The 12282-nt window shown below is 68.3% G+C and carries 12 protein-coding genes; 5 read left to right on the top strand and 7 right to left on the bottom strand.

Annotated elements, in window-relative coordinates; genetic code table 11:
- Nucleotides 1-9: 9 nt before the first annotated feature.
- Nucleotides 10-588, top strand: coding sequence for a hypothetical protein (locus ENSA5_RS30945; RefSeq protein WP_146156292.1), 579 nt, complete (start codon nt 10-12; stop codon nt 586-588).
- Nucleotides 589-603: 15 nt separating this feature from the next.
- Here the strand turns inward: ENSA5_RS30945 and ENSA5_RS30940 are convergent, their stop codons facing one another.
- A complete protein-coding gene (locus ENSA5_RS30940) occupies nt 604-1107 on the bottom strand; it encodes a hypothetical protein (protein WP_106395319.1) in 504 nt (167 codons plus the stop codon).
- 89 nt (nt 1108-1196) lie between these two features.
- On the bottom strand, nt 1197-1802 hold the full coding sequence (tmk, locus tag ENSA5_RS30935; RefSeq protein WP_181198330.1) for a dTMP kinase: 606 nt from the start codon (nt 1800-1802) through the stop codon (nt 1197-1199).
- A 162-nt stretch (nt 1803-1964) separates the two neighbouring features.
- Here tmk and ENSA5_RS36545 point away from each other — a divergent pair, with 162 nt between their 5' ends.
- A complete protein-coding gene (locus ENSA5_RS36545) occupies nt 1965-2864 on the top strand; it encodes a hypothetical protein (RefSeq protein WP_146156291.1) in 900 nt (299 codons plus the stop codon).
- Between the two features lie 10 nt (nt 2865-2874).
- On the opposite strand, the gene ENSA5_RS30925 is transcribed toward ENSA5_RS36545, so the two are convergent.
- The 3 genes from ENSA5_RS30925 to ENSA5_RS30915 all read right to left on the bottom strand — a co-directional run bounded on the left by ENSA5_RS30925 (nt 2875) and on the right by ENSA5_RS30915 (nt 5755).
- Nucleotides 2875-4689, bottom strand: a complete 1815-nt coding sequence (locus ENSA5_RS30925) for a hypothetical protein (protein WP_146156290.1) — start codon at nt 4687-4689, stop codon at nt 2875-2877.
- Nucleotides 4690-5030: 341 nt separating this feature from the next.
- On the bottom strand, nt 5031-5369 hold the full coding sequence (locus tag ENSA5_RS30920; RefSeq protein WP_106395315.1) for a PilZ domain-containing protein: 339 nt from the start codon (nt 5367-5369) through the stop codon (nt 5031-5033).
- Between the two features lie 80 nt (nt 5370-5449).
- Nucleotides 5450-5755, bottom strand: a complete 306-nt coding sequence (locus ENSA5_RS30915; RefSeq protein WP_106395314.1) for a hypothetical protein — start codon at nt 5753-5755, stop codon at nt 5450-5452.
- A 93-nt stretch (nt 5756-5848) separates the two neighbouring features.
- Between ENSA5_RS30915 and era the strand changes: the two genes are divergently transcribed.
- Together era and der are read left to right on the top strand one after the other, a co-directional pair.
- Nucleotides 5849-6847 carry a GTPase Era gene (gene era, locus ENSA5_RS30910; protein WP_106395313.1) on the top strand — a complete coding sequence of 333 codons (999 nt, stop codon included), beginning with the start codon at nt 5849-5851 and terminating at the stop codon, nt 6845-6847.
- Nucleotides 6840-8285 carry a ribosome biogenesis GTPase Der gene (gene der / locus ENSA5_RS30905; protein ID WP_106395312.1) on the top strand — a complete coding sequence of 482 codons (1446 nt, stop codon included), beginning with the start codon at nt 6840-6842 and terminating at the stop codon, nt 8283-8285. Before era ends, der begins: the two co-directional genes overlap by 8 nt.
- A 272-nt stretch (nt 8286-8557) precedes the next feature.
- On the opposite strand, the gene ENSA5_RS30900 is transcribed toward der, so the two are convergent.
- Together ENSA5_RS30900 and ENSA5_RS30890 are read right to left on the bottom strand one after the other, a co-directional pair.
- Complete coding sequence (locus ENSA5_RS30900) at nt 8558-8899, bottom strand: transposase (RefSeq protein WP_181198329.1); 342 nt, start codon at nt 8897-8899, stop codon at nt 8558-8560.
- A 320-nt stretch (nt 8900-9219) separates the two neighbouring features.
- Nucleotides 9220-10470 (bottom strand): hypothetical protein, encoded by a 1251-nt coding sequence (locus tag ENSA5_RS30890; protein WP_181198328.1) that lies wholly within the window; start codon nt 10468-10470, stop codon nt 9220-9222.
- Nucleotides 10471-11117: 647 nt separating this feature from the next.
- Between ENSA5_RS30890 and ENSA5_RS30885 the strand changes: the two genes are divergently transcribed.
- A complete protein-coding gene (locus ENSA5_RS30885; protein WP_146156287.1) occupies nt 11118-11960 on the top strand; it encodes a hypothetical protein in 843 nt (280 codons plus the stop codon).
- The last annotated feature ends 322 nt before the right edge of the window (nt 11961-12282 follow it).

Genomic DNA, 12282 nt, shown 5'->3' with positions numbered 1-12282 from the left:
ATGGCTGCGATGATCGCCTACGAGATCCTCGTCCAGACCATTGCCGACTGGAAGGCGGGCGCGCGCCCGAGCGCGCCGAGCCTGCCCCCAACGCCCGACGCCGGCGCGCCCGAGGTCGTCGAGGAGTTCGAGTCCGGTGTCGTCGGTCTCGACGAGGGCCAGTACGGCGAGGGTGAGTACGCCCAGAGCGAGCACGCCGAGGGTCAGGAGTACGCCGAGGTTCAGGAGTACGCTGAAGGGCAGGAGTACGCCGAGGGTCAGGAGTACGCCGAGGGTCAGCAGTACGCTGAAGGCCAAGAGTACGCTGAGGGGCAGGAGTACGCCGAGGGTCAGCAGTACGCTGAAGGCCAAGAGCCCGCCGAGGCAGGTCAGCAGTACGTCGAGGGCCAAGAGTACGCTGAGGGCCAGCAGTACGCGGAGGGCCAAGAGTACGCTGAGGGCCAGCAGTACGCTGAGGGCCAGCAGTACGCGGAAGGCCAGCAGTACGCTGAGGGCCAGCAGTACGCCGAGGCAGAGCAGCAGTACGCTCAGCCGGCCGAGGGGGAGCAGGTTCCGCCGGCCGAGGAATACGAAGACGAGTCCGTCTGACTCCGCCGCTACGCGTCACTCCGGCAGCACGGGATCCGGGAGCACCGGATGGCTGCGCTCGAAGAACTCCCCATCGCGGATCCCAGTCAGGTCGATCGACTCGATCTCGTCGATCCGCTCGAGCAGGTTGCTGAGCTCCTCGGGGGTCTCGAGCTTCAGACCGTTGACGCTCAAGATGATGTCACCGGTGCGCAGGTCGCAACCTGGCGCGCACAGCTCGGGATCTCCGGGCCAGACCCGCGTGATCACCCAGCCCTCGAAGCGACCTTGGGGGCGGTAGGGCTCGGGCCCGATCTGCGCCATCAGGTAGGGCGGAGAGCCTCCTTGTGTCGCTCGAATCAGCTCGCTGCGAAAGATCGCCCCCGCGGGTCGTGGCGTGCGCTCGGGCGTCGGCTTCGAGGCCTCGCGCCCGTCCCGAGGCTCGTCGATCCGCGACTCCTCGGGCGTGGAGTTGGCGTCCGTGGAGGGCCGACAGCCCAACACGAGGAGCATGAGCAGCGGGACCGAGCGAGCGCGCATGCGCCCACCTTCGACCGCCAGGGCACGACCCGCAAATTTGTGGTGCTGCTCTCGGCCTTCAAGGGGATCTGGCCTAGCAGCCCGGGCTGCTAGAGCCCAGCGGCGAGGCAGCGGCTGAGGATCGACTCGGTCACCGTGTCGATCGGCTCGGTCGCGTCGATGCGCACGAGGCCCGGGAGATCTTCGTCGAGCATCGCGGTGTAGCCGTGCGCGAGGCGCCGCTGCGTCTCGGGCACGTCGAACCGCTCGATCACCTCTCCGGTCGCGTCGCGGCGAGCAGCAACCCGCGCCAGCGCGATCTCGGCGCTCACGTCAAACACGAAGGTGAGGTCGGGCCAGCGCGCGTGCTCGTTGATCGTGCGGACCCAGTCGGGGTCACACTCCAGCGACTGGTAGACCCAGGACGAGACGACGTAGCGATCGCAGATGACGATCTCCCCCCGGTCGAGGGCGGGCTCGATCTCCCGCGCGAGATGCTCGAGTCGGTCGGCAGCGAAGAGCAGCGCGAGCCCGGCGGCGTCGATCGTCCGGGGATGGCCGGGGACACCCGCGAGCAGCCCACGGGTCAGCGCGCCGATCCTTCCGTCGGACGGCTCGCGGGTCTCGTGGACTCGGTGACCGCGCGCGCGCAGTCGCTCGGCAACCTGCGTGCGCTGCGTGGTCGTTCCGCTGCCGTCGATGCCCTCGAAGACCAAGAATCGGGATGCTGGGGGGCGGGGGTCGCTCATACGCCGTTGACGCCGAGTTTGGCTCGGCCGGGGAATCTTGCATCAGCCGGACTCGAGCACCAACCCATGACCTTGTGCCCGTGGACGTGGCACACTCTGTCCGGGCGAACGCCTAGCCCGAGGAGCACCGTGAACCAGCCAGGTAACAACCAACATGGTGGCCAGCAGCCGGGCCAAGGACAGACCATGGTCCAGGGGGGGCCGCCGTCCGGTCAGCCGCAGTACGTGGCCGCGTCGCCTCCGGGCGTGGCTGTTCAGCTGCCCGGGGCCCAGCACCCAAACTATCCGACCGCCCCGGGGCACGCCCAGCACGCCATGCATGGCAACCAACCCGCGGCTGGGGCCGCGCCTGCAGCAGCGCCAGCGCCAGCGCCTGCGAAGGCCGCGTCGAGTAACGATCAGCTCATCGCGGGGGCCGGCAACACCGTCTACGAGTTCGCGGGCGCGCACTCCGAAGAGGCCCGCGCCGGAGGCAAGCACAAGACCTTCTTTGCAGACGGCGCCGAGCTCGCGACGGTGTCGGGGATCGAGGATCGTCAGCAGAGCAACCTCAAAGGTGGCGGCGGCACGACCGTGATGATCGGGGTCATCGTGGTCGCGGTCGTCGGTGGACTGCTCGCGTTCTTTCTCCTGGGGAACGGGGGCGCGGCCGAAGACGAGGACGTCGTCGCCGAGCAGGCCGACGACGCTGCAGCTGCTCCAGCCGAGCCCGCCGCAGCCGAGCCCGAAGAGCCGCTCGCGGACGCGGGGGCGCTCGCAGAGGCGGCGCCAGCCGAAGGCGCGGCCCCGGCCGAGGGCGCGGTGCCAGCCGAAGCCGCGGGCGAGACCCCGCCGGCCGAAGAGGCGAAGCCCGCACCGGAGCCCACTCCGGCTGAAGAAGCGAAGCCGGCGGAGGAGCCGAAGCCCGCGGAGACAAAGAAAAAGAGCACCTCGACCAAGAAGAAGAGCACGACGAAGAAGGTGCCGTCGATCTCGCCGAGCAGCCCGCCGCGCAGCTCCGGGCTCGACGGGCTCCCGGCTCCGGACTGAGCCCGCGCCTCTACTGGGTGCCCTCGGCCTCGCGGGGGCGGTGGATACGGGCGCCGATCCACGCGAGCAGCCCGAGGGCCGCGAGCAGCATCAGCATGAGGTTGCGCAGGCGCTCGCGGGCGCTGCCGCCGGACTCGTCGAGTTGGGCCTCGAGCCGTCCGAGCGCGGCTGAGACCGCGGGCCCGTCCGGATCGAGGTCGCGCGCGGTCCCGAGCAGCATCTGGCGCCCGCCTTCATCGATGCCCTCGACCTGGGCCTCGAGCACGAGCGCGTCGACGGTCAGCTCGCGCGCGCGGACAGGATCGGCGTCGGCCAGCAAGATCGCGCTCTTGCGCAGCAGCTGCGCGGCCCGGGTCGGGTCACCCTCGGCCTCGATCCGATCCGCGACCTCGACGTAGAAGGGGGCGATCAGATCGGGCTCGACGGGATCGCTGCCGTCGGTCAACAGCGTGTCGAGCATCGCCGCGCCCGCGATCAGATCGCTGCTCGACAGGGCCCGGGCGACGAGCGCGTCGCGGCGCGACGATCGGCGCGCGTCGATCCGCTCGATGTAGGCGTGAAACAGGCGCTCGGGCTGCCCCTCGCACTTGGGGTCGACGATCCCGCCCGGCTGCCACAGCTCGCACTCGGGCTCGAGCAGCTCGGGATCGAAGGCGCTCAGGCGCTCGCGGATCGCCAGCCGCGCGTGCTCACGGTAGCTGAGCTCGGCCCGCTGCGTGGTCGTCTGGCCGCCGAGGAGGCGGATCGACTTGCGCCGGACCTTCGGGAGCGGCCCGGTCACGTAGGCCTCGAACGAGGCCCGCGCGGCGCGGCGGACCCCGGGCGCGTCGGCGTCGACCCAGTCGAGCAGCAGCGGCGCGGCCTCACCGTCGCGGACGAGGCCGTAGGCTCCGAGCACGTCGGCGAGCAGGCGACGGTCCCCGGCGACGGCCTCGATCGCGCGGCTCGGGTGGAGGCGATCCATGCGGTCGAGGCAGTAGATCGCGTAGGCCGCCCGGCGCTCGGCCGTCGAACCTTCCTCGGCGTCGTCGGGCGTGACGGACTCGCGCATCAGATGCGAGATCGCCGGGTCGCCGATCGCGTCGACGCTGCGTCCGACCTCGTCGCGGAAGGTCCCCCCGTGGACGTAGGCGGCGTCGAGCAAGGTCGAGACCACCTCGCCGACCAGGGCCGGCTCACGCTGGGCGATCCCGGCGGCCGCGCGCAGCAGCGCGACCGTCAGCAGGGTGTCGCGATAGACCGGTCGCAGGGGCTTGGAGATGCGCGCGGGCGCGAGCCCGAGCAGGTCCTCGAACCAGTCTTCGGACACGCGCACGTCGTGGCCGTGGGCCTTCTTCCAGTGGAGCGAGAAGTGGCCATAGCGATTGGGGACGTCGCCGCCGATGACCCCGAGCACCTGCTTGTACTCGCGTTTGGGTCGCTCGCGCTCGGCGAGGAGCAGCGTCGAGATCTGCGGCCACAGCTCGGGCCCGGCCTCGGCGAGGTTGCGGGTGATCATCGAAACTTCGTCGATTGGTCCCTCGCGCAGGGCGTGGAGCTGCGCGTCGAGGCTCGACGTCTCGCGCGGCGGCGCGGGCTCATAGGCGATCGGATCGCCGGCTTGGACCTCGGTCGCGTCGGCCTGGCGAGCGTCGCGCAGGGCCCACCATTGCGCGCCGGCCTCTGCGAGCGCCGCGAGGGTCTCGCGCGCGGCCTCGGCCTCGGTCTGGGCCTGCCGATCTCCGATCCGGGTGTCGATCACGACCTCGGCCGGCGGCCCGGTGCAGCCGAGGGTGCTCGCGACCAGCAGAGCGGACAGCTCGGGGGTGAGGGAGCGGCGAGCCACGACCATGTCCGCTAGCGGACTCGCCCTCGAAGCCAAAATTTTCGCACAAAATGACGCGGTCGCGGCCGAGGCCGAGGGGAGGCCAAGGACCGCGACCGAGCGCAGCTTCCCGAGTCGTGTCGGGCAAATTAGTCTGGTGATTTCAACAGCTTGGATCGTCGCTGGGGGAATCTAAATCAAGCGCTGAATTTAGAAAGCTGAATGATTTAGGGCGAGTACGAGCCGCAAGGCGAGCGTTTGGGGTGAGCGGAGGGGGCTTTGCCGCCGCAGCGAGGGGCCTTTTTGAAAGGCCCCTTGAAGATTAGAAGGCCTGAGTCGAGCGCGCAGCGCTTGATTCAGGGCTAGTGGAGCCGGTCGCGCGGCACCGGGGCGCCTGCCTCGGGCACGAAACGCAAGAAGCGGACGCCGACGCCGGTCAGGCCGCGCAGGTCGTCGCCGTCGTTGTAGTGCACGTAATAGTGGTTCTGAACCCGGGCCATCGCGCAGATCGCGGCGTCGTCATCGGGCAACGAGAACCGGACGATGACCTTGGTCTTGAGGGGCAGCGGCTCGGCCATCTCGACGAACATGCCCGTCGCCGAGATGTTGCGCGCCACAAACCACTGGTCGCCGAACTCCTCGGTGGCGATCAGAACTCGGAAGACCTTGTCGATGCGAGTCGCACTGCGCCGTTCCTGCATGCGGGGACTATCGGCGTGTGCGTCAATGAAATCAAATATCCTACATGTAGTACATGAACGGTTGAGCAGTTTTAATTGCGCTAACTCAGCAGCTCGAGCAGGCCCCAGAGGGCCAGGATCTTGCCGAGCCCGACCAGCACTCCGCCAAGTCCGAGGAATGCGCCGATCGCTCGGAGCAGGGGGCGACCCGGCGCGCGCGAGAACACCAGCGCGAGGATCCCGACGCTCGCCGCCGGCCACGCCGGAAGGTTGGGGGCGCTGGGAAGCACGATGGCCACGGCCCACGCGACACTGAACAGCCCGGCGGCCAAGCTCAGCGCGCTCCAGTCACGAGCTTGCCCGCCGCCCTCGTCGCCCTCGCCGCCCACGTCGCCCTCGTCGCCCACGGTCCGCGAGTCTAGGAACACGGGGCGCCAAAGTCCACGATCGGCGGGGCCGACTTGTCTTGGCTGGTCTTTTCGCCAATAACCCCGTCGCCGATGGATGACGATCGACCCAGTGACGAGTCGAGCGAGGCGGGCTTTCGCTCGGGCTTCGTCGCGTTGTGCGGTCGGCCCAACGTCGGGAAGTCGACTCTGCTCAACGCGCTGCTCGGCGAGGAGCTGGCGGTCGCGACCCAGCTGCCGCAGACGACCCGCGAGCGGATGCTCGGGATCTGGACGACGGAGCGCTTCCAGGCCGTGCTCGTCGACACGCCCGGCATCCACCGGCCCAAGTCGGCGCTCAACAAGTTCATGGTCGACGAGGCCCTGCGTGGCGCGCGAGGGGTCGATCTCGTCCTGATGTTGGCAGAGGTCCCGCGCTTTGCCCCGGGCCCTGCGGGCGAGGCCGCGGCGGCCGATTGGGAGCCTGGACCCGGGGCCCGCGACGCGGTCGCGCAGCTCGCCGAGTCCGGGCGGCGCATGGTCCTGGTCCTGACCAAGTGCGATCTGTTGACCGAGCGCGATCTCCTGTTGCCGATCATCTCCAAGTGGCAGGCTGTCCACGCCTTCGACGGGGTGGTCCCGGTCAGCGCGCTGCGCCAGCGCGGGCTCGAGGCGCTGCGGGCGGAGGTCGAGCAGGCGCTGCCCGCGGGCCCGGCCTACTACGCTCCGGACCAGCTGAGCGATCGCAGCATGCGCTGGCACGCAGCCGAGCTGATCCGCGCCGTGCTGTTCGAGCGCCTCGGGCAGGAGCTGCCCTACAGCTCGGCCGTGACGATCTCGGAGTTCAAGGAGCTGCGCGAGCGCGACCGCGTGGAGGCGCTGATCCACGTCGAGCGCGGGAGCCAAAAGGGCATCGTAATCGGGGCCAAGGGCCGGACGATCAAGGCGATCTCGATGGGCGCCCGCGAGCGCATCTCGGCCCTGACGGGGCGCCCGTGCGAGCTCTTCGTCGAGGTCCGGGTCACGCCGCGCTGGACCAAGGATCCCAAGAAGCTCGACGACCTCGGTTACCGGGCTGGCGGCGCCGTGAGCGGGGAGGGGTCTGATGACTGAGTCCGAGATGTCCGAGGTCGAGATGCCCGAGGCTCCGAACGAAGGTGGCCCTTCGTTCGGGAGCGCGCCGCTGGTCGCGATCATTGGCCGGCCCAACGTCGGCAAGTCGACGCTCTTCAACCGCCTCGTCGGGCGCCGCGAGGCGATCGTCGAGGACAAGCCCGGGGTCACGCGCGATCGCCTCTACGGCGTCGGCTCGTGGGAGGGCCGGCACTTCTTGCTCGTCGACACTGGTGGCGTCGACCCCAGCCTCGACACCGGGCTGCCCGGCGACATCCGCAGCCAGGCCGAGGTTGCGATCGAGGAGGCCGATCTGATCTTGTTCGTGCTCGACGCGCTCGAGGGCGCGACGACGGTCGACTTCGAGATCGCGGCGCACCTGCGGCGCAGCGGCAAGCCGGTGCTGGTCGCGGCCAACAAGGCCGACAGTGACCGCCGCGAGCTCGCCGCCGCCGCGCTCCACGAGCTCGGGCTCGGCGAGGTTCACCCGATCTCGGCCGCCCACGGGCGCAACGTCGGCGACTTTTGTGACGCGCTGCTCGAGCGCCTGCCGGCCGCGACCGAGGTCGCGCCCGTGCCGATCCCCCCGGGCACCCGCCTGGCCTTCATCGGCCGCCCCAACGCCGGCAAGTCCACGCTGATCAACACCCTGATGCGTGAGCAGCGAGTGATCGTGTCCGAGCAGCCGGGGACCACGCGGGATCCGATCTACCTGCCCTTCAAGTACAAGGACCGCGACCTCGTGTTGACCGACACCGCCGGCTTGCGCAGGCGCAAGCAGGTCGCGCGGGCGATGGAGAAGCTCGCGGCGATCAAGTCGATCCGCACGATGGAGCGGACCCAGGTCGTGGTCCTGGTCATCGACGCGACCGAGGGCGTGACCGATCAGGATCAGCGCCTGGCGCGGATGGCCTTCATTCGCGGCAAGGGCGTGGTCGTGGCGCTGCACAAGTGGGACCGCGTGACCAAGGACGCCAAGCTCGCGCGCGACCGTCTGCGCCACACCCAGGAGTCGCTCGCGTTTCTCGAGCGGCCGTGGATCGTCAAGACCTCGGTCGTCGGCGAGGGCCGCGACCGCGGCGAGGGCCGCTCCTTCAACCTCGACGAGCTGCTCGACGCGTCGGTCCGGACCGCCGCGGCGCTGCAAAAGCGGATCCCGACCGCTGCGCTCAACCAGGAGCTGCAGGCTGCGGTCGCCGACCACAGCCCGCCGATGTGGCGGGCCAAGCCCGTGCGGCTCTACTTCGCGACCCAGGCCGACAGCGAGCCCCCGCTGATCGTGATCTCGGCCAACCACGGGCGCTGCCTCGGGCCCGACTACGAGCGCTACCTGATCCGACGGATCCGCACGCGCTGGCATCTTCGGGGCATCCCCGTGCGCCTGGTCGTCCGCGGTCGTGGACGCGGCAACAAAGACGCCAAGGCCAAGAAGCGCTAGCAGCCCGGGGTGCTAGCAGCCCGGGCTGCTAGCGCGGCGATCCGGTTGGAGTCGCGTCGTGAGGTGCGTCTGGGGCTGGTCGCCGGCTCCGAGGCTCGCGTCGAAGATCTCGACGATCTTGGCGCTCAGCTCCTCGTTGTCCTTGGCCCGCTTCGACGGCTCTCGCTTCTGCCAGGCGTAGAAGCCTGACCTCGAGACCCCGAGGACCTTGCATATGGTGCTGACTGGGAAGTTGGCCTTCTCTGCCTGGATCAGCTCGTAGGCCTCAGCCGCTACGAGCTGTCCTTGGCGAAGAAGGCCGCGGCTTTTTTTAGGAAATCGCGCTCCATCTTCAGCTCGCGATTTTCCCTCCGAAGGCGCCTGAGCTCTTCCTGCTCTTCGGTGGTCAGTGGGCCGTCTTCGCGAGGGCCAGCCTCGTCGATCTTGGCCTGCTTCACCCAGACCCGCAGGGAGTTCTCGGGGAGGTCGAGATCTCGTGCGACCTGGGCGATCGGCTTGGTTGACCGGAGGCAGATCTCGACTGCCTCCTGCTTCTGATGCTTTGTAAATGTCCTGCGCTTTTTGCGTGGCACGTGATTGTCCTCCAGTTTCCCTCTTCCGGAGGTGTCCTTCAAACTGGGGCAGATCTAAACCGCCGCTGCATCGGCCGAATGATGCTGTTCGCGCCGGGCGCTCATCCAGCGGAGCTCGCCAACTTCATCGGCTATTGCCTCGCTCACAACGCTGAACGCTATGGCATTCAAGTCCACGCGAGCCTGTGGATGTCCGACCACCACCACACGGACGTGACCGACCCCGATGCCAACCTGGTCCCGTTCAAGCAACAACTCCACAGTGTGGTGGCCCGTGCCCGCAACGCCCGATTGGGCCGATTCGACAGCGTGTGGAGCGGCGACGATCCCTGCGATACCGGTCGAGTGTGTGATCTCCGCGCTCAGAAGCGCCATTGCAGCCGGCCGGCGGAGAGGCTCATGCGCTCGAGGGTCTTCTTGCGCTTGTCAGCCGCGAAGATGAACAGCACCCCGAGCGTGATCAGCGGGATGCCAACGGCGAGGCCGACGGGCCCGAGGGTCTCTTGGCGAGCGAGCTGATCCTCGAGATCTTGGACCTTGCTCGTGTCCGTCGGCAGGCCGAGCTCTTCGTTCAGCGCCTGGGCGTCACGCTCCTGCGCGAGGGCGGTCCGGGTGGTCGGTTGCTCATAGTAGCCGTAGGCCCCGGCGACGGCCCCCAGGACCCCCGTGATCAGGAGGACGACGCCAGCGACCTGCGTGTTTTGGGCGTGCTGCTTTGCGCGCGCGTGCCACTGACGCTGGCGCTTCAGCTCTCGCTGGTCCAGGCGCGCGAGCTCTCCCTCGGCGCTTCCCACCTTCCCCAGTAAATCGGTCTTCTTCGCGGACAGCGCAGCGAGCTCGACATCGACCTTCTGGATCTCTGCCTCGAGCTCTGCAACACGAGCACCCATCTCCGGAGCCATCGGTGGGACGGGGCTCGGCTCGACCGGAACGGGCCTGTCTCCCGCGGCGGTCGTCCACGGATCTGCAAAATCGTCCTGTCGCATGAGCAGGGGGTCTGCGACCAAGCGCGAGCGGTATTCCTGGACCTCTTCATTCGAGACCTGCTGCGCGTAGCAGGTCACGTACTCGCCCCCGTACTTGCTGTACGCGCTCCGCCGACCGCAGCGGCTGCCGTTGCTGGCCGCGTGGTAGGGGCAAGGGCAGTTCCCTGGGGTCCGCGAGATCGAGTCCTGGATGATCGCCTGCTTGATCTCCGAGTCCGAAGGGCCGGAGCGCGCCAACTTCTTCATCCGCTGGGCTGTCTTCTTGCGGCAGGACTCGAGCTGCTCGATGGCCTCGTCACGAGCGGATTCGCGCTCGAATTGGGCGAGCTCCTCGTAGAGGGTGGTGAGGGTCGAGAGCGGAGTCTCGTCCAGAGACTCACACTCCTCGGTGCTGATCGTCTTCGCCTGGGCGAGCGCGTCCTTGTAGCGAGCGAATCGTGCGGAGTCTTGCTCGTGTTGCTGCACAGCCTCGACGTGTAGAAGCTGAACCGCATCGAGCTCCGCAGCGATGCCACGGCGCGCTGTCTCGAGGCGCTCCTCCTCCTCATCGAGAGCTTCGGCGTCTCGCCGCACCTGCTTCGCGGACTCGATGGCCCCGTCCCGCTCTTGTTCAGCTGCGGGGGACATGGGCGGCGCCTCCATCCGACATGCAGCCAAACAAAGAGCAGCTGCGAGAGTCAGGCTCAGAGCACTGGCGGCGCGGGGAAATGAAGCCTTCAAGGATAGCACACCGTTGTCATAGGCGCCGGGTAGCTCGGAGATCAAGCGCGTTTTCCTGGCCGCTCACTTGGGCTCGGGCTCGGGCTCGGGCTCGCGGCTCCCATGACCGGGAGTAGAAGAACAGGGTCGAATTCGCCGGGATCTTCTTGTGCTCCTTTAGGCCATAGGCGAGCTTGGGAGGGATTTACGACCTTGCGCAGTATGCCCACGCGAGCGCCGATGATCGCAAGCGGTCATCGCTTCTCGACTCTCCTGGGAAAGAGAGAGAGCCGGACTCCGAGAGAGAGAGCCGGACTCCGAGTCACCGATTCGGTCGTTGGATCAGAGGCTCCTCCAAGACGGGCCACCCCGCGCAGAAATGATCAGAAACTCCGCAACAAGGCCGTCCGCGGGCCGATGACCTCTGCGTGGCCACGTCCGCGCACAAGCAAGCCAGCGCCGACCGTCGGGAGACCAACCGCGCCCGAGGCGCCGCGCGTGGCTACGAACGTGTCCGCGCGCGGCCGATCTACGCCGGCCGTCGCTACAAGATCAACCGCCGCTGCATCGGCCGAATGATGCTGTTCGCGCCGGGCGCTCATCCAGCGGAGCTCGCCAACTTCATCGGCTATTGCCTCGCTCACAACGCTGAACGCTATGGCATTCAAGTCCACGCGAGCCTGTGGATGTCCGACCACCACCACACGGACGTGACCGACCCCGATGCCAACCTGGTCCCGTTCAAGCAACAACTCCACAGTGTGGTGGCCCGTGCCCGCAACGCCCGATTGGGCCGATTCGACAGCGTGTGGAGCGGCGACGATCCCTGCGATACCGGTCGATCGAGTGACGACGAGGCGCTGATGGACCTCGTCTACACGCTCACCAACCCCGTCAAGGCGGGGCTCGTCAAGTGGTCGCGGCAGTGGCCGGGGTTCACCACGATCGGCTGGCGCTTCGGCGAGACCCGGACCTTCAGGCGGCCTGATTGGTTCTTTGACGAAGCCGGCGACATGCCCGAGGAAGTGTCGCTGACCTTGGTCCGGCCGCCGATCTTTCCAGAGCTCGACGACGACGCGCTCTATGCCAAGTTGATGGAAGCGGTCCGCGAGCGCGAGCTCGAGATCCACCGAAGCATGCGTCGGCGAGGGCGGCGGTTCATGGGACTGCGCAAGCTTGCCCGGCAGCGCTGGAGCTGTGTGGCCAAGAGCGTCGAGGAGCGGTTCACGGTCGCGCCCAAGCATGCGGCCTCGAGCAAAGGGCGGGTGCGGGTGGAGATCGCGCGAGACCGTGAGTGGGAGCGACAGTATGCGGAGGCGAGGGCGTTGCTGCTCGCCGGGAAACCGGCAGTGTTTCCTGCGGGCACGTACTGGCTGCGGCGCTTCGCGGGGGTCAGCGTGGCCGGGCAGGCTCCGTAGCGGGCGGACAATTGAGTGATGGCGGGGTCGCGCGAGTCATTCCGCCGTCGTGTTTTGGTTCGGCGGGGTTGAGCTACGAGTCGAGCGGTGGGTCGCTTGGATTTTTGGGCTTCGGTGGTCGAAAATTGGCGCGAGGTTGTGACTCAAACGTGCACGGAGGGCCAACTCGGGCTCGGCCGGGCCGGCCGACGAGAACGACTCCCCGTCCGGATCCGTCCCGGACCCAGAGGTCGATGCGGCCCGGCGCAGGACGCGGAGTCCCACGGCGAGGTTTATCGCGCGGTTCTGAGGCTACGATCAGAGCGAGGCGAACCCGCGATGC

This window comes from Enhygromyxa salina (assembly GCF_002994615.1).
GTDB lineage: Bacteria > Myxococcota_A > Polyangia > Nannocystales > Nannocystaceae > Plesiocystis > Plesiocystis salina_A.
The sequence above is the reverse complement of the archived record's forward strand: the minus strand, read 5'-3'. Positions and strand labels throughout refer to the sequence as shown.